This is a genomic window from Pseudoalteromonas sp. MMG024, from assembly GCF_021654175.1.
Classification (GTDB): domain Bacteria; phylum Pseudomonadota; class Gammaproteobacteria; order Enterobacterales; family Alteromonadaceae; genus Pseudoalteromonas.
On sequence record NZ_JAKFZO010000012.1, the window covers coordinates 1 to 17203 of the forward strand.

At 40.6% G+C, this 17203-nt stretch carries 18 protein-coding genes; 7 read left to right on the forward strand and 11 right to left on the reverse strand.

Features of this window, described 5'->3' with window-relative positions:
- Positions 1 to 33 precede the first annotated feature (33 nt).
- Positions 34 to 1428 carry a hypothetical protein gene (locus L1068_RS12705; RefSeq protein ID WP_237130578.1) on the reverse strand — a complete coding sequence of 465 codons (1395 nt, stop codon included), beginning with the start codon at positions 1426 to 1428 and terminating at the stop codon, positions 34 to 36.
- 267 nt (positions 1429 to 1695) lie between these two features.
- Here L1068_RS12705 and L1068_RS12710 point away from each other — a divergent pair, with 267 nt between their 5' ends.
- The 4 genes from L1068_RS12710 (at position 1696) to L1068_RS12725 (ending at position 5648) form a co-directional block, all read left to right on the forward strand.
- Complete coding sequence (locus tag L1068_RS12710) at positions 1696 to 2127, forward strand: DUF2721 domain-containing protein (RefSeq protein ID WP_010560840.1); 432 nt, start codon at positions 1696 to 1698, stop codon at positions 2125 to 2127.
- 109 nt (positions 2128 to 2236) lie between these two features.
- The gene (locus L1068_RS12715) at positions 2237 to 3754 is read left to right on the forward strand and encodes a DUF3369 domain-containing protein (protein WP_237130579.1); all 1518 of its coding nucleotides are present in this window, start codon (positions 2237 to 2239) and stop codon (positions 3752 to 3754) included.
- Positions 3755 to 4052: 298 nt separating this feature from the next.
- Positions 4053 to 4964 carry a LysR family transcriptional regulator gene (locus L1068_RS12720; RefSeq protein WP_237130580.1) on the forward strand — a complete coding sequence of 304 codons (912 nt, stop codon included), beginning with the start codon at positions 4053 to 4055 and terminating at the stop codon, positions 4962 to 4964.
- A 51-nt stretch (positions 4965 to 5015) separates the two neighbouring features.
- Positions 5016 to 5648 (forward strand): 2OG-Fe(II) oxygenase, encoded by a 633-nt coding sequence (locus L1068_RS12725; protein WP_237130581.1) that lies wholly within the window; start codon positions 5016 to 5018, stop codon positions 5646 to 5648.
- On the opposite strand, the gene ubiA is transcribed toward L1068_RS12725, so the two are convergent.
- Both ubiA and L1068_RS12735 read right to left on the reverse strand, forming a co-directional pair.
- Positions 5638 to 6504: a 4-hydroxybenzoate octaprenyltransferase gene (ubiA, locus tag L1068_RS12730; RefSeq protein ID WP_237130582.1), complete on the reverse strand. Its 867-nt coding sequence runs from the start codon at positions 6502 to 6504 to the stop codon at positions 5638 to 5640. The two genes, L1068_RS12725 and ubiA, sit on opposite strands and share 11 nt — an antisense overlap.
- Positions 6505 to 6506: 2 nt before the next feature.
- Entirely contained in the window at positions 6507 to 7040 is a 534-nt protein-coding gene (locus L1068_RS12735) for a chorismate lyase (protein ID WP_237130583.1), read from the reverse strand.
- Positions 7041 to 7208: 168 nt separating this feature from the next.
- On the opposite strand from L1068_RS12735, the gene L1068_RS12740 reads away from it, so the two are divergent.
- The gene (locus L1068_RS12740; protein WP_010560846.1) at positions 7209 to 7604 is read left to right on the forward strand and encodes a flagellar basal body-associated protein FliL; all 396 of its coding nucleotides are present in this window, start codon (positions 7209 to 7211) and stop codon (positions 7602 to 7604) included.
- Positions 7605 to 7626: 22 nt separating this feature from the next.
- Here L1068_RS12740 and glpG read toward each other — a convergent pair whose 3' ends face one another.
- The 6 genes from glpG to L1068_RS12770 form a co-directional block, all read right to left on the reverse strand.
- Complete coding sequence (gene glpG / locus L1068_RS12745) at positions 7627 to 8454, reverse strand: rhomboid family intramembrane serine protease GlpG (protein ID WP_054978623.1); 828 nt, start codon at positions 8452 to 8454, stop codon at positions 7627 to 7629.
- A gap of 5 nt (positions 8455 to 8459) precedes the next feature.
- Positions 8460 to 8783, reverse strand: coding sequence for a thiosulfate sulfurtransferase GlpE (glpE, locus tag L1068_RS12750; RefSeq protein WP_054978624.1), 324 nt, complete (start codon positions 8781 to 8783; stop codon positions 8460 to 8462).
- 58 nt (positions 8784 to 8841) lie between these two features.
- Positions 8842 to 9867: an L-threonine 3-dehydrogenase gene (tdh, locus tag L1068_RS12755; protein WP_054978625.1), complete on the reverse strand. Its 1026-nt coding sequence runs from the start codon at positions 9865 to 9867 to the stop codon at positions 8842 to 8844.
- 47 nt (positions 9868 to 9914) lie between these two features.
- On the reverse strand, positions 9915 to 11111 hold the full coding sequence (locus tag L1068_RS12760) for a glycine C-acetyltransferase (protein ID WP_010560850.1): 1197 nt from the start codon (positions 11109 to 11111) through the stop codon (positions 9915 to 9917).
- A 234-nt stretch (positions 11112 to 11345) separates the two neighbouring features.
- Positions 11346 to 11903, reverse strand: a complete 558-nt coding sequence (gene gmhB / locus L1068_RS12765; protein ID WP_237130584.1) for a D-glycero-beta-D-manno-heptose 1,7-bisphosphate 7-phosphatase — start codon at positions 11901 to 11903, stop codon at positions 11346 to 11348.
- Positions 11903 to 12955 (reverse strand): glycosyltransferase family 9 protein, encoded by a 1053-nt coding sequence (locus L1068_RS12770; RefSeq protein WP_237130585.1) that lies wholly within the window; start codon positions 12953 to 12955, stop codon positions 11903 to 11905. The genes gmhB and L1068_RS12770 overlap by 1 nt, the downstream gene beginning before the upstream one ends.
- A 101-nt stretch (positions 12956 to 13056) precedes the next feature.
- Between L1068_RS12770 and L1068_RS12775 the strand changes: the two genes are divergently transcribed.
- Positions 13057 to 13779: a 3-deoxy-D-manno-octulosonic acid kinase gene (locus L1068_RS12775; protein WP_237130586.1), complete on the forward strand. Its 723-nt coding sequence runs from the start codon at positions 13057 to 13059 to the stop codon at positions 13777 to 13779.
- Between the two features lie 22 nt (positions 13780 to 13801).
- On the opposite strand, the gene hldE is transcribed toward L1068_RS12775, so the two are convergent.
- Entirely contained in the window at positions 13802 to 15247 is a 1446-nt protein-coding gene (gene hldE / locus L1068_RS12780) for a bifunctional D-glycero-beta-D-manno-heptose-7-phosphate kinase/D-glycero-beta-D-manno-heptose 1-phosphate adenylyltransferase HldE (RefSeq protein WP_237130587.1), read from the reverse strand.
- Between the two features lie 9 nt (positions 15248 to 15256).
- Positions 15257 to 15838: an SIS domain-containing protein gene (locus tag L1068_RS12785; RefSeq protein ID WP_010560855.1), complete on the reverse strand. Its 582-nt coding sequence runs from the start codon at positions 15836 to 15838 to the stop codon at positions 15257 to 15259.
- Positions 15839 to 16021: 183 nt separating this feature from the next.
- Here L1068_RS12785 and L1068_RS12790 point away from each other — a divergent pair, with 183 nt between their 5' ends.
- Positions 16022 to 17140 (forward strand): glycosyltransferase family 9 protein, encoded by a 1119-nt coding sequence (locus L1068_RS12790; protein WP_237130588.1) that lies wholly within the window; start codon positions 16022 to 16024, stop codon positions 17138 to 17140.
- The last annotated feature ends 63 nt before the right edge of the window (positions 17141 to 17203 follow it).

Sequence of the window (17203 nt, forward strand, 5' to 3'; positions counted from 1 at the left end):
TGCTAATTAGCACGCCTTTTTCTATTCTAACTATTATTCTTGGTTAAGCTGTTTCTGCGCGTACTCAAACTTAAGTTTAAATTCGGTTACTTTTGCTTCAAGCTCTTCCACACGGTCCGTTAAACCAATGTTTTCGCTACGTATTGACTCATAAGCACCACGTGCTTGTTGAGTATCTTTTTCAATACGGCTTAGCAAGCTTGAGTTACGACCTTGTTCACGGTTAAGCGCAGTGTCTTGCGCTTCTAACTGACGGCGTAACTGCGAAATCAAATCTTGGTCATCTTGCTTCGCGTTTTCAATCAGTGTGAGTTTTTCCATTAACTCTTGGTTTTTAGATGTTTCTTCAGAAAGTGCATCTGCTTGCGCTTTCACTTTTTCTTTAAGCGCGCTTGCTTCTTGGCTCAAGTCTTTCTTCAAATCGTTGAAGCGACCTTCACTTTCTTGACTGATTTGCGTTAACTTCTCAGACAGTTCACTAACTTGCTCTTTGTGCTGTTCAATATCAGATGAAAGCAGTTTGTTTTGCTCTTCAAGTTTACCAACAACCTCAGATTGCTCTTTCACTTGGCTTTCAAGTTCTGCTTTATCTTTCTCGTATTGTTGTAGCGATTTTTCTTTGTCTTCTAACATCGAGCGCAATGTTTCACTGTCTTTATTCGCTTCTTGCGACAGTGATTGGTGCTTCTCATGTACTGAATCAAGCTCGCCGCTTACGTCATCAAGCTGTTGCTTTAACTTCTCGATAACTTCGTCTTTACCGGTTGATTCTTGCTTTAGTAGCTCAATTTCATCAGTAAATACTTTTTTCACTTCAACCAGCTTTTGATCTTGGCTCTGATGCTCTGTTCTGCGCTCATCAATCAGCTGTTTAAGCTTATTAGACTGTGCTTCGTTTTGTTCTTTTTGTTTGTGAAGCTGCGACTCTGCCAGTTCAAGGCTTTCTGTAAGCTCGGCAATTTTGCCACTTAGCTCACCTTGTTGCTGCTCTGATTGAGAACTTAATTCGTCACTTACTTTTTCAAGCTCAGCTTCTTTCGCTGCAATCGCCTCTTCTAGCGATTCGTTATCCAACTCTAATTGATTTGCTTTCTTTTTAAATTCGGCAAGTTGCGCTTCAAGCTGTTGAATGTGTTCATCTTCATCATTTTGATGTTGAACCATTGCCGCTTGATGGCCTTTTTCTAGCGCCTGTTGACTCGCGCTCAGTAAAAGAGTTTGCAATATCGGCGCGATATTCGTCGTAAAGGTTTGACTTAATTCAGAAATATACGGATGTTCGAACTCAATTGCGTCAGCAACCTGCTGCTCGATACTTTCTTGACTTGCATTCACTTTTTCTGCTGCAAGATTAAACACATCACTAGGCGATAAACTGTTTAAAGCACTCAGCACTTCATTTAACTGCTTGCTCTTATTTTCACCCATGTATCCCCCTTTGAGCTTTTTATTATTATTGCTCTAATGTAATCCAATTTACGTATAAAGTTTCTTTGTTATCATTCGTTGTTATGAATAATAAAAATCAAAGATAAGTGTAGACAATAAAATCTGGCACTGCTTACTATAGCGATGAGATTTAATCGTGTTATTTTTGCGCTTTAGTCTAGCCTACAATATAGTCGGATGGAATAACCTAGTTGTAAAATAAAGAAAATAAGTATTTTTTACTAAAAAAGAAATTATTAAAACGGTATGACAATTGAACTAAACTTAACCACCCCAGCGCTGCTTTTTCCAGCAATATCATTGCTTTTACTAGCATATACCAACCGTTTTTTGGTACTTGCACAGCTTATTAGGCAACTAAATTCACGTGAAAATGGCAATGAAATTCGCGCTATGGTGAAGGCGCAAATTTCCAACCTTCGCGACCGCCTAAATTTGATTCGCCGCATGCAGTTTTTTGGTGTACTTTCTTTTTTGCTTTGTACCGCAGCAATGTTCGCTGTATTTCTCACACAAAACTTGCTGGGTACAGGCTTATTTGGTTTAAGCTTAGCGTGTTTGCTGTACTCTTTGGTGTTGTCACTTTACGAAATACATATCTCTTGTCAGGCTATCGAAATCGAACTCAATAATATCGAAAGTAAACCTGTTATTGATAATGACGACAGCGCCATATAACAGCCCTAGCCTCACAACGCGAGGTAATATTTGTGACATTAAATATTTCACTACTCTAGTTTTTTGCTTCTATACTTTTAAACAAGGTTTATAAATTAGAGCAGCGACTGTGGCGGACTTTCTATTTGCCGACGAGCAAATTGATGACATAGCAAAAGCGTCAAACGACGAGAGTTGGAATATTTTGGTAGTTGATGATGAAGAAGATATTCATCAGGTCACCAAGCTAGTTCTAAACGGCTTTACATTTGAAGATAAGCGGCTAATTTTCCACCACGCATACACTGCTGCTGAAGCAATGCAAATGCTTAAAGGGTTGCCTGAAGTTGCCGTAGCGTTAGTGGATGTAGTGATGGAAACTAGCCACGCTGGTTTGGATCTCATTCGTTACATTCGCGAAGACGCTGATAATCACGATATTCGCCTGATTTTACGTACCGGACAACCAGGTGAAGCCCCCGAAGAGTCAGTGATTCGTGATTACGATATTAACGATTACAAAAATAAAACCGAACTCACTGCAATAAAACTCAAAACATTGTTGTACTCTGCCCTTCGCTCTTATCGTGATATTTGCATTATTGAACAACATAAATTGGGACTTGAAAACATCATTAATGCTTCAGCTAAATTCTTAGAGTGTGAAACAGTTAACGAATTTGCATCTTCGATCCTAGAGCATGTTTCAGGTGTAATTGGCCACAGCAATAAAGAGATTTACTGTGCCGCAGCAATCAACTCGCAAACTGATAATGCAACAGACTTTAAACTACTAGCTTGCTCTGGTGCTGATAACACAAAGCAAGACGTACCAAGCGAAATTGGCAATTTATTTGAGCAAGCACACAATACGAAGTCATCGTTTAAAACACCGCAGGAATATGTTGGTTATTTCCCAACAAAAGGCGGCTTAGAGACTATGCTGTATGTCAGTAAGTCATCAGATTTAAACGCTTCAGACCATCAACTGTTAGAGTTTTTTGCCCATAACATTGCCCTTGCATACGACAACTTACGGCTGCGTGAACTCATTAGAGAATCGCAAAAAGAGCTCTCTTATATTCTTGGGGAAGCCGTTGAAAAACGCAGTAAAGAAACCGGTAGCCACGTAAAACGTGTGGCCCATTATAGTTATTTGCTTGCAATTAAATACGGTTTAACCCCGTATCAGGCAGAAATTATCAAACTGGCTTCACCGCTACACGATATTGGTAAAATCTCCATCCCTGATCATATTCTCAATAAACCCGGCAAGCATGACGCCCAAGAATGGGAAATCATGCAATCACACGCTGAGATTGGCTATGACATACTTAAAAACTCAACTAATGAAATTTTAAAACAGGGTGCGACGATAGCGTACGAACATCATGAACGCTGGGACGGCAAGGGTTATCCGCAACAACTCGCAGGTGAAGATATTGATATTTCAGGACGTATTACAGCCCTTGCAGATGTGTTTGATGCGCTTGGCAGCGAACGCTGCTACAAACCCGCTTGGCCGCTCGATAAAATACTTACATTGTTAAAAGACGAAAAAGGTAAGCAGTTTGATCCAAAACTAATTGAGATTTTTATTGATAACCTTGATGAATTTTTAGCAATTAGAGATCAATTCCCCGATTAAGAAAAACAGTTAGCCGTTTTATTTACTTTTTCGTTTTAACTTTACGGTAGCGACTATTCCTAATGACGCGTTAACCAATATTAAAAATACGCCTGTAAACTGAATAAAAAACACAACAAACTAAAGTAGTATTTTACTAAGTCCAAAGCCTTGCTCTAATGTGTAACTTTTAACTTTGTTATCATTCATTTACGTAGAATGATAACTCTAATAATAAATTACACTTTAGCAATGGTATTTGTACCCTAATTATGTTCTCATTAGCAACAATAACGGATTTTAGTTTACAGGAGTAATCATGCGTATAGAGCAATTTGAACAATTTATTGCACTTGCCCATCATCAACATTTTCGCAAAGCTGCAGAGGTGTGTAACTTAAGCACATCAGCCCTTACCCGCAGCATCCAAACGCTTGAATTAGATCTTGCTTGCAATTTATTAACACGTTCGACACGCTCGGTTAAGCTAACCGCCGCGGGCGAAGTATTTTTACAGTACTGCCAACAAGCGCTCGATAATCATGCATTACTTAAACAAAAATTAAGTAAATTTACCGAAGTCAAAAACGACAAAATAGTGATTGGTTATAGCCCAGAAGCCATTGGCCTAGTGCCACAGGCGTGTGGCAAATTTATGCAACAATTCCCGAACATTTCAATTGAAATGCAACTACAAGATACCAATACGCTATTGCAGAATATTCGAAATGGTCAACTTGATTTAGCAATTAATGCGCCTATCACAACAAGCTCAGGTGAAATGTTTAGCCTGCCAGAACAAGTGGTGATGTTCTGCCATAAAGAGCACCCTATTTTACAAAGTTCACCGGTTCAGTTATCACAGATAACCAAACTACCTATGTTGGCGACAGTAAGTACTAATCAAGCACTTGGTAAATTAATTAATCAGGCAGCAACTAATCTTAACAAACAAGATTCCTTGCGATTAGGTACGTTTGAGCAAGTGGTTAATAAATTAAGCGACCGTAATCACATCGCACTCACTACGCTCGATTTAATGCAGCAAGTAACGAACAATGAAGAACTTGTAAATTTAAGCGAAATGATTGAGCAATCTGAAAAACTCAACTTAGAGCTGCAAATTGCAAAAACGAATCTAACGGCACCTAATATTTCTGAGCTTTTAAACTTTATTACTTTAGAAGCAGGTGCTCGCCCTGAAATTGAACTTGCAAAAGCAACTTTCTAACTGACTAAATGTTCTTTAAAATAACGCCAATTTTTATAGTTGGCGTTATTTATGAACTGCTCACCCGAGACCTTTTTACACCTCGACAACCTGCTCGATAATATAGCGGAAAACGGCTATTGCATTATCGAAAATGCAATTCCTGCAGAGTTAATAACTCAATTACAACAGCAATGTGAAGCGCAAGAAGCACAATTTCAACACGCTAAAATTGGACGCCATCAGGATTTACAGCAAGCAAGCGCTATTCGTAGCGATAAAACAAAATGGTTTAATGGTGAAACAGCTGCCGAAACGAGTTACCTAGCCCTTATGGAGCAAATTAGAGTAGCAATCAATCAAAGCTTCTACCTTGGCCTATTTGATTACGAATGCCATTTTGCGATTTATCAGCAAGGTGACTTTTACAAAAAACATTTAGATGCGTTTAAAGGTAAATCAAACCGTGTATTTACCACAGTTTGCTATTTAAATACCCCCCCCCAAGGCGGCGAGTTGTTAATTTACCCTGAAAAAGGCAAAGAACTACTCGCTAAAGTAGCACCTAAGGCTGGTACGTTAATTTGCTTTGAAAGTGAACGTTTTCCGCACGAGGTATTAGCAGCAAGTAGCACACGCTACTCTATTGCTGGTTGGTTTAGAAAGAATAACTCAAGTGCAAACTTTGTTGACCCTAACCAATAAAGCTTGCAGCTATGCCCATAAATACAAATAGCCCAACGTAGTTATTGTTTAAGAACGCCCAAAAGCAGGCATCGCGGTCGCGGTGCTTAATTTTTACTTGCTGATGAGCCAACAAAAATGCTGATAGCAGCACACCAACGTCAAATGGCCATGGCAAATTGCGATTGAATCCAATAAATACTAAGGTAAGTAAAAAAGCGATTTGCAGTATAAATACCGCGGCTTTATCGAAACGACCAAACAAAATGGCGGTAGATTTAACCCCAATTTTCACATCATCATCGCGGTCCACCATGCCGTACATAGTATCGTATGCCACGGTCCAAACGAGGTTAGAAAAATACAGCCACCACGCTTCCTCAGGTACTTCACCAAGCACAGCCATATACGCCATTGGAATCGACCAACTAAATGCAGCGCCGAGCACGACTTGAGGCAAATGGGTATAGCGCTTCATAAAGGGATAACAAAATGCTAATGCTAACGCCCCAAGCGACAGTAATACGGTTTGCCAATTTAAAAATAGCACCAAGATAAATGCTATTAAAATCAGTAAAGTAAAAAGTTGTATTGCCTCTGCTGGTGTTGCTTTACCGGATGCCAATGGGCGCATATGAGTGCGTTTAACCAAACCGTCCACTTTACGATCAGCAAAGTCATTTATTACACAGCCAGCGCTGCGCATAACAAATACACCAGCGCTAAAAACAAGCAAAATCGTTAAATCTGGCACACCAGAACTCGCTAGCCATAGTGCCCAGTATGTGGGCCATAACAAAAGCAAAGTACCGATTGGTTTATCAGTGCGCATTAACGCTTTATAGGCATCACGATTTTGCCATGTTAGCTGGATCATGGTTATTCAAATGCTCCTGGTAAAAAGGCTTCACACACCATCAGTTTTAGGTCTGCTAAATGAAATACACTGCGACGAGCTGCAACATCAGCGATTTCAAGCGACAAGTCTTGTAATAACGAGTGCAGTTGTGCACTGCCCGAAAACTGGGTGATCATTAAATCTTCCCGCACTAAGTTAGGGTGCTGAAAAATAAACTCTCCGAGCGGGCGCTCCCCCAAATTTAAAAACATGCTGTTGTCAGTTAATTGCTCAAGCGGGATCCAGCTTTGCGCATACACCCGTGGTTTTTCATCACCATATAAAATAACTTCGCGGCATAACGCAGTTTGCTGATCAGCACCTAACACATTGGCTTGCTGTGCGCTGAGCGTAATGTGCTTTTCGCTTAGCACGCGCACACTAAATTGCGAAAACGTTTGCTTCAACTTAGCAGTAAGCGAACCGGTTTCTAACAACCACTCACTCTGCACACTATTTAGCTGGGTAAAATTTTGATGCCACTGCGCCGAAATATCTAAAGGGAAAGTTACCACAATAACCTGCTGCGAAAAAAAATCGCACCATTTTAGCACTGGATAACAGTGAGCTAAATGGTAAATTAAATTTTCAATTAAATTACGTTTAAGTGACTAGTAAAAAGCCCATAATCAAGTATTATTATTGTTAAGTTACTATGGGAAAAACAAGGTGTTAGTCACGCAATGCGTAGCCTATCGATATTTCTAATTACACTTTTTTTATCACTATCAACGCCTAAGGCCGATGCTGCGTCTAACTTTGGTTATTTTGGCTTTGAGCCAGATATCATTACAAACTACATTGCGACGTCAAATAAAAAATTAGGTTACGTTAGAGTAACGGTTGAACTAATGATTAAAGATATGGGCAATTTAGAAGTGGTTGAACACCACTCACCTTTACTACGCGACGCGATTGTTGAAATTATTAGCAAAGAGCAAGAAGAACACGTTAAATCATTAACTGGCCGTGAGGAAATTCGCAAACGTTGCAGCGAGCGAATAAAAGAGTTACTAAAAGAAGAAACAGGGCAAGAAGTTGTGCACGATGTGCTATTTACTAAGTATCTGTATTACTAGATAGAAAACAAAAAAAGCAAAGTTAATTAACTTTGCTTTTTTTATGACTACTCGCAGCTAACACGCCAAGCACAGCACCGGCGATCAATCCGCCTAAATGTGCCCAATTCGCCATATTGATAAACAACACGTCAGCAAAACCAAGTACCAGCCACACCAACATAAAGCCAACAATGGACGGGCTAACAGCTAATTTGCTATTGCCAGTAATATAACCATACAGCCAACAAAAGCCCAATAAACCATAAACCACACCAGACAGGCCGCCAAAGTTAGCATTCACCAACCCAAACTGAAGCCAGTTACTGGCAAGTGCAGTAACAATAAATACCAATACTAAAAAGCGTTTACCTAATTGTTGCGCTATTTTATCGCCAAGGTACATCCACCACATCAAATTAAAAATTAAATGCATTGCTGAAAAATGCATAATAGTGGGCGCAAGCCAAGTATGTGGTGCATTAGGGGCAAACTGAAGGTATGGAAACAACCACTCAAAACCGCCTAAAACAAACGCCCCATATACCAAAATCGATAACAATGACACGCTTTGGATAAGTAGTGAAAGCTTTAAAAATCGCGGTACCAAATTAAGTGAGCTGCCGCCATAACTTAGCCCACTATTGGTTGAACCAACCTGCCAAGATGCCTCAAGATACTTTGCTTGGTTAGGGTTGGCTTGAAATTGCGTCAATTCTTTTTCAGCAACTTCAAACTGACTATCTGACACCAGCAATACAACGGTTTCACTGTTAATCGGCTTTGATTCACAGTGAATATTAATGCTATTAAGGTAATCACAAAAACCTTGTGCAGCCCTTACATTACTTAGCGTAGTAAGTTGCTTCACAATGATTACGCACCTGATTCAACATTATCGGCTTGCTCGCTGCCCCACGCAGCAAAGCCACCGTCCATGCTGTAAACATCTTCAAAACCCTGCTCAACCAGATAATTCGCAGCACTTTGTGAACTAATACCGTGATAACACACAACAACTATTGGTTGCTCATAATCTTTTTCATTTAAAAATTGTGCCAAATTCTCATTCGACAAGCGCTCAGATCCAGGAATACGTGCTGAGCTGAAACTATTTGGATCACGAATATCGGCAATAACAACATTGTCATTTGTAAGAAGTGCTGCTGTTTGCGACACTGAAATATGTTTGTATGACATATATACCTCAATAAAAAAGGGAGCAAATGCTCCCTTTATAATATCATCAAGCGATAGCTTAATCCCAATTTAAAATAACTTTGCCTGACTGGCCTGAAATCATGGTATCAAAGCCTTGTTGGAAGTCATCAATGTGGAATTCGTGAGTAATAATTGGTGATAAATCTAAGCCAGATTGAATCAAACTTGCCATTTTGTACCAAGTTTCAAACATTTCACGGCCATAGATACCTTTAATAATTAACCCTTTAAAAATAACCTGATTCCAGTCAACCGCCATATCTGATGGTGGAATACCTAGCATGGCAATTTTACCACCATGGTTCATGTTGTTTAGCATGCTATTAAACGCGCTCGGTACACCTGACATTTCAAGGCCAATATCAAAGCCTTCTGTCATGCCAAGCTCATTCATCACATCTTCTAATTTCTCGTTCGCCACGTTTACGGCGCGTGTTGCACCCATTTTACGTGCAAGGTCTAAACGGTATTCGTTTACATCCGTAATTACCACATGACGGGCACCAACATGTTTAGCTACCGCTGCAGCCATAATGCCAATAGGACCTGCACCTGTGATCAGTACATCTTCACCGACTAAATCAAAAGACAATGCCGTGTGAACAGCATTACCAAATGGGTCAAAAATTGATGCTAATTCATCTGGGATGTTGTCAGGAATTTTAAACGCATTGTATGCAGGAATAACTAAGTATTCGGCAAATGCACCTTCGCGGTTTACACCTACACCTGTCGTGTTTCGACATAAGTGAACACGGCCTGCACGACAGTTACGACAGTGACCACAGGTAATATGGCCTTCACCTGATACGCGGTCACCCACTTTAAAACCACGTACTTCTTGGCCCATATCCACTACTTCGCCAACGTATTCGTGACCCACAACCATAGGTACTGGAATGGTATTTTGTGACCATTCGTCCCATTTGTAGATATGTACATCGGTACCGCAAATCGCTGTTTTACGGATTTTAATTAATAAGTCATTGTGGCCAACTTCCGGTTTAGCCGTTTCTGTCATCCAGATCCCTGGTTCAGCTTTAAGTTTTGATAATGCTTTCATCTTTTTACTCACAAAAAAGGCCTGTTATCTAACAGGCCAATATCAAATTAAATAATACCTAATTCTTTACCAATACGGGTAAATGCAGCAATTGCTTTATCTAGTTGCTCACGGGTATGCGCAGCAGAAATCTGTGTACGAATACGCGCTTGCCCTTTTGGTACTACAGGGAATGAGAAACCTGTTACGTAAATACCTTCAGCCAGTAATTTATCAGCCATTTCAGCTGCTAATTTAGCATCGCCTAACATTACTGGAATAATTGCGTGATCTTTACCGGCGCAAGTAAAGCCAACCGCTTCCATTTGCTCACGGAAGTACGCCGCATTTTGCCAAAGCGTATCGCGCAGCTCTTTACCATCTGCAAGCATATCAAGTACTTTGATTGATGCTGTAACGATTGAAGGCGCTAAAGAATTTGAGAATAAGTAAGGACGAGAACGCTGACGTAACCATTCTACAATTTCAGCTTTACCTGACGTATAACCGCCCGATGCACCACCTAGCGCTTTACCTAATGTACCCGTGATAATATCTACACGATCCATTACATTACAATACTCAGGTGTACCACGACCGTTTTCGCCAACAAAACCCACTGCGTGAGAATCATCAACCATTACCAGTGCATCGTATTTGTCAGCCAAATCACATAACGCTTCTAAGTTACAAATAACGCCATCCATTGAGAACACGCCATCTGTAGCAATTAGTTTGGTTTTAACACCCGCTTCATCGGCAGCAATTAATTGCTGCTCTAAATCAGCCATGTCGTTATTGGCATAACGGAAGCGTTTTGCTTTACATAAGCGCACACCATCAATAATTGATGCATGGTTTAACGAGTCTGAAATAATCGCATCTTCTGGGCCTAAAATTGTTTCAAAAAGGCCTGCATTAGCATCGAAGCAAGATGAATAAAGAATGGTATCTTCAGTTTGTAAGAAATTACTGATTTTTGCTTCTAACGTTTTATGAATGTCTTGCGTACCACAAATAAAGCGTACTGATGCTACACCAAAACCGTGGTCATCTAATCCAGCTTTTGCCGCATTAATTAACTCTGGGTGATTTGCTAAACCTAAGTAGTTATTTGCACAAAAGTTGATTACCGAGTCGCCAGATGCAACTTCAATTTCAGCTTGTTGTTGTGACGTGATTACACGTTCACTTTTGTATAATCCATCTTCTTTTACTTGTTCAATCTGTTGTTTAAGCTGATCAAAAAATGCAGATGCTCTCATCCAAAGTCTCCAATGCCTAATAGAACGGGTTGCTCGCACGTTTTCCACAAATACGTTAAAAACGGCGAATGCTAAGCCTTAAAATTGTAGCTTATATTTAAAGGGGTAATTGTAAAAGGTTAGGTTGATAAATGCACTTAATACTAGTAAATGCGATTAGAAAAGTAGATAAAACTAAAACCAAACAAAAATACAGTTTAATAAACTGCATTTTAAATAGTTCACTAATTAATCCTAGGTGTTTTCACTAAACTTTTCACTGGCACAATTCAGCGATTGCCACACGTCATCAGCTAACGTGATAGTTTGCGCGTCAAACGATTGTCCAGACTGAACAAGAATCTTCTTACTAAACCCTGCCGCCTTTGCCGCTAACATGTCTGAGCCTTTATCACCAAACATAATGCATTTTGATGGGTCCAGCCCGAGTTCTTTCACACCTTGCAACAGCATGCCTGGCTTTGGTTTTCTGCAATCACATTGCTGTTTATAGTGTGCAACACCTTTAGTTGGGTGATGCGGGCAAAAGTAGACTTTGCTGATTTCCACATTACGTTGTTTAAACTGCGTCACCATCCAATCTGTAAGCGTATGAAAATCTTGTTCGGTATAGTAACCGCGCCCAATACCTGACTGATTCGTTACAATCACAATTTTGTAACCCGCGGCCTGAAATAACTGACACGCTTCAAATACACCAGCAATAAATTCAAAATCATCAATTTTATAAACATAGGCGTGATCAACGTTAACAACACCATCTCTATCGAGAAAAACAGCTTTATCACTCATTACAATGCCTTTTCGTTTACAACACGGTCAAACATCTCTTTAACGCTGTCTACGCTAATTCGTTGCATTAGATCTTTGCCTTTCACACGTGTACCCCATGGCAATTGGGTTGCTGTTTTGCCAGTTTGCTTTTTTAAGTTTTGATGATAAACCTCAACCACATAATCTTGGTATAAGTAAGGGCCGGTACGTGCCGGATTCGAATGTGCATATAGCCCAATCACCGGTGTGCCCATAGTCACCGCCATATGTGCAGGGCCAGTATCTGGCGCAATAACCAGGGAGGCATTTTCTAACACACATAACAATTGTTTTAAGTTTGTTTTGCCAACAAGGTTAAGTGCTTTTGATTTCATCGCATTTTCAATTTGCTTTGCAAGTGTAACCTCGAGTTCTGTAGGGCCACCTGTTATAACAACACTAAATCCTTGCTGCACCGCATAATCAGCTATATCGGCATAACGCTCCGGTAACCAGTTGCGCTCAGCTTTACTTGCAGCAGGCGAAAGCACCAATACTTTATCGCCAAATGGCGATAAAGTTTCTTCAGCAAAGTCTCTGTCTTCTTGGGTTACTGGCATCTGCCACGATGGTTCATAATGCGGCACACCAATAGCTTTTGCGAAACCACGAAAACCCTCGAGTACATGGGCTTCTTTTTCAGCCGCAATACGGTGGTTAGTAAATAAAAAGTGCCCTTCCTTAGCGCGCTGCCAATCAAATCCAACTTTTACTTTTGCAGGAATGACACGCGCCGCTAGATTGGCACGCAGCGCAACTTGCATATGTAATAACACATCAAACTTACGCCCTTTAAAATGTTCTTTAAGTGAGTGATAAGCCGCTTTGCCTTGTTTTTTATCAAAAACAACCAGCTCAACTCCCGGTAAATCAGCTAATAACATCCCCTCTATTTTTCCAACAACCCATGTAATTTTAGCGTTTGGATAATGACGTTGAATTGCCTGCACCGTAGAAACGGCATGACATACATCACCGATTGCTGAAAGACGTAAAATACAAATATCGTTGAACGGCCCTTGTAAGCTCACAATTTACCTAAAAACATATAAATAGATGCGTGCAGTTTAACGTAAATTAAAACTTGGTATAATCCCTTTTTGCACGCAATTACTATTTAGTTTAAATCGCCATGCTGTCATTTCAAAAACACGGTTCAGCCACCATCATTACCCCTAGCAACTTGGAGGACACGTTCGATCCTAATTTATTTGATGTTGAGTATTTAAGCCGTAATGATTTGATTAGCGACAAAAAACGAGGTCGTGCAACAACTTACTTTTTTGATTGTGGTAACACAACGGGTGTACTTCGCCATTACTGGCGTGGCGGCTTAATTGGTAAGCTATTATCCGACCAATACCTGTATTTAGGCTTTGAAAAAACAAGAACATACCAAGAATTCAAGTTATTAGTAGAGCTTGAAGGTATTGGCCTACCCGTACCTAAACCCATTGCGGCTAAGGTTGTAAAATCGGGGGTAATCTATCGTGGAGATATCATTACTGAGGCACTACCACACTCGCAAAGCCTGCTCGATATCCTAAAAACCCGATCAATAAGTCAAAAAGAGCTTACTGACTGTGCAAAAACAATTGCCGATTTTCATAATCACGGCGTTAATCATGCCGACCTTAATATCAATAATATTTTAATTAGTGATGGACGCGTTTTCTTAATTGATTTTGACCGTGGCACTCGCACCGCATTCAATCCACAAGAAGCACAAAGTAATATTACACGCCTAAAGCGCTCATTTGATAAAGAAGCTAATCGCAACGCACAATTTTATTGGCAAGAAAACGATTGGCAGGTATTTATTGAGGTGTATAACAGCGCACTAAAAACTGCTTAGTGCGCCAATAAAGAGGTGGTTACTAGCTATCGCTTTGGATTTTATGAATAACGTTCGATGTTGAGCAGCCATTTACAAATTCCAGCACCTCAACTTGACCACCGCTTGCAAGTACAAAATCAGCGCCTGCAATTTCCGACACTTTATAATCGCCGCCTTTCACCAGCACATCTGGTTTTACAAGCTCAATCAGCTTAGCAGGGGTATCATTTTCAGCTTCAGAACCAAACGGGATCACCCAATCTACCGATGCTAACGCACTGATCACGGTGGCACGCTCATCAAGTGGATTAATAGGTCGCGTTGGCCCTTTTAAACGGCTAATCGACTCGTCATTATTTAAACCCACTACTAACTTATCACCACGCGCTTTAGCTTGTGCTAAATAGCGCACATGCCCTGCGTGTAAAATATCAAAACAGCCATTGGTAAAGACAATTTTTTCACCGCGCTGACGCGCAAGCTCAATATGATGCAGTACTTCTTGCGCTGGCGCTTGGTACTGCTCACCGGTGTCACGTAAATATTGCGTTAGTTTAGCGCTTAGCTCTTCTGGCGATACTGTAGCTGCACCCAATTTTGCAACTACTAAGCCTGCTGCAATATTTGCGATTTCAACGGCTTGCGCTGCTGGCATGCCTGTACTTAACATTACCGCCAATGTTGCGATTACCGTATCACCGGCACCCGTTACATCTGACACTTCTAATACTTGCGCTGCAAAATCGTGTTTTTCATTCGGCGTAATTAATGACATTCCTTGCTCTGAACGCGTTAGTAACATGCTACCTAAACCACACTCAGCAATAATATCGCGTGCACTTTGCGTGATTGTTGCTTCATCACCGACAACACCACCAGCCGCTTTAAACTCTGTAAGATTTGGCGTAATAAAATCCGCGCCGCGGTAATCTGCCAGTTGTTTTGATTTCGGGTCAACTAATACCGTTTTGCCCGCACCTTTTGCAACGGCAATCATATCAGCAATAAAATGCAGTGAGCCTTTGTTGTAGTCAGAAAATACCACCAGATCAAAATCGTTAATCAGGGTTTTAAGCTGCTCAAGCAATAGCTGTGAATGGGTTTCGCTAAAACGCTCTTCAAGATCTAAGCGCACGACTTGTTGGTGACGGCTAATCACACGCATTTTTGCGATTGTTGGCGCCTCTGACTGACGAATAAGCTGAGAATCAATATTCTCTGACTTTAGTAACGCCTCAAGACTGTGTCCGTTATCGTCATCGCCGATAATGCCAAGCAAACTTACCTTGCCATCCAGATGTGCGATATTTTTTGCAACGTTTGCCGCACCACCAGCTTTGTCTTCAAGACCACTGACTTTTACTACTGGCACCGGTGCCTCAGGTGAAATACGCCCAGTATCTCCATGCCAGTAACGGTCTAGCATGACATCGCCAACAACTAAAATTTTGCTGTTTGATAACTGATTAAAATACGATAAATCCATAATCAACACTTAACTCTTTTCGGCAACTAGCATATCAACTGCTTCACACAACCAATGACCAATAAACATATGTGCTTCTTGAATACGTGCAGTTTCATCGTTGGCAATAATAATTGGTAAACGTGCGATGTCTTTTACCTTGCCGCCATCACGACCGGTTAATGCCACCGTGTAGGCACCAATTTTGTTTGCTGCTTCTAGTGCGAGATTAATATTGGCACTAGTGCCAGACGTCGTTAAACCAATCACTAAGTCTTCTGGTTTGCAAAGTGCCTGAACTTGGCGTTCAAATACTGTATCAAAGTGATAGTCATTAGCATGCGCGGTTAAAATTGACGTATCCGTTGTAAGTGCAATGGATGCTAAAGGACCGCGTTCATTCTTATAACGCACTACAAACTCAGCGGCTAAATGTTGCGAGTCAGCTGCACTGCCGCCATTACCAAACCAAATTACTTTGCCGCCTTTATCTAAGGTTTCTTGGCAAGCTTGTAACAGTAATAGTGATTGTTGTTGGTATTGCTCCATAATAGCAAACACTTTGCGGTGACGTTCTAAGCTTGCTAAGTATGAGTTTGTAATCGCTTCCATAGGTCTTTGTTTATTGCATCTATAAATAGTTAACTTCATTTTATAACGAATCGTCTTAAAATGGCGAGGCTTGTTAACCAATCTTAACAAATGGCTTTGTTAAACTTTTAAGAATCTTTAAATTTACTACCCTTGCAGCAGGGTTGTTTGTTACAATTCCGGTTCATGCGCAGGGAGATTTAAGTGCATCAAAGCAAGCATTCAACCACAACTCAAATACAAGTTCCTGAACTGACTCTCAAAAAAGGCAGTAAAGTACTGTACATGACTCACCTTGCATTAGGTGATTATGTCTATCAGGGCGCGTTTCTAAAAGCCTTATCAAAGCAGTACCCAGATGTGCAAATTGACGTGTGGATTGATGATTGTCGCAACAAGAAAAAATCTTGGCATTCAGGTAGAAACTCTACTTTGCAGCAGTGGTTAGCAAAAGAAAACCACCTAAATACCATATACCCCATTGCCAGTAGTAACGAGCACAGAGAACAATTAATCGCTGATGCAAAAAATCAGCAGTATGATTTTATTGTATTTGTTGCCACTACACGCGCACCGGCCTATTTAAAAGTGGCACAGGCAATCAACGCAAACGCCACCATAGTTGGCACCGAGCCTAAAAACCTTTTGTCGCGTTTGTTTTATCGCAACCAGTACAAATCATTACGTACTACAATTGCACTGTCTGAATTAGCTACCAGCCAACACATTAGTGATTTTTATAACCATATTTTTTCTCGCCTGTTTGCTGTATCGCTTGATGAACAACAGCGCTCTCGCGAAATTTTGGTCACAAACTCACTGGGTGAACAAGGCAAACAACAAATTAACGCATGGCGTAACTCTAAGAACTTAAGTAATGGGCCAACCATTTTCATTAATCATATTTCGACTAATGAAAAGCGTGACTGGCAACTATCACAATTAGCTGAATTAACAGCAAAACTAACTGAAAAGTCACCTAATACACTGTTTGTGTTAAACGCGCCGCCGCATAAATTTGATGAAGTTTCTAACTGGTGTGCACAGCAAACAAACATTGCTGTAGAAGCATTTTCAGCAACTAAGGATTTCTTTGAGCTGCCGAGTGTAATGCAAGCCTGCGACTTAGTAATTTCTGTTGAAACTGCGATTATGCATATCGCAAGCAGCTTATCACTGCCACAAATCGCATTGATTAGAGAGTCGGCATCTAGCTGGCGCCCGCTTAAGGCTAATTCAGTGCTTGAGGGGAAAAAGCGAGTTGATAATATTGCCGCTTCGGAAGTCGTGATTGCTGCTGAGAATATTCTTAAGTTGGCTTAGGGTCTGCCCACCTTTGCTGTTCTATTTTTGTTCTCTTTGAGCGTGCTTTTATCGCGGCGCTCG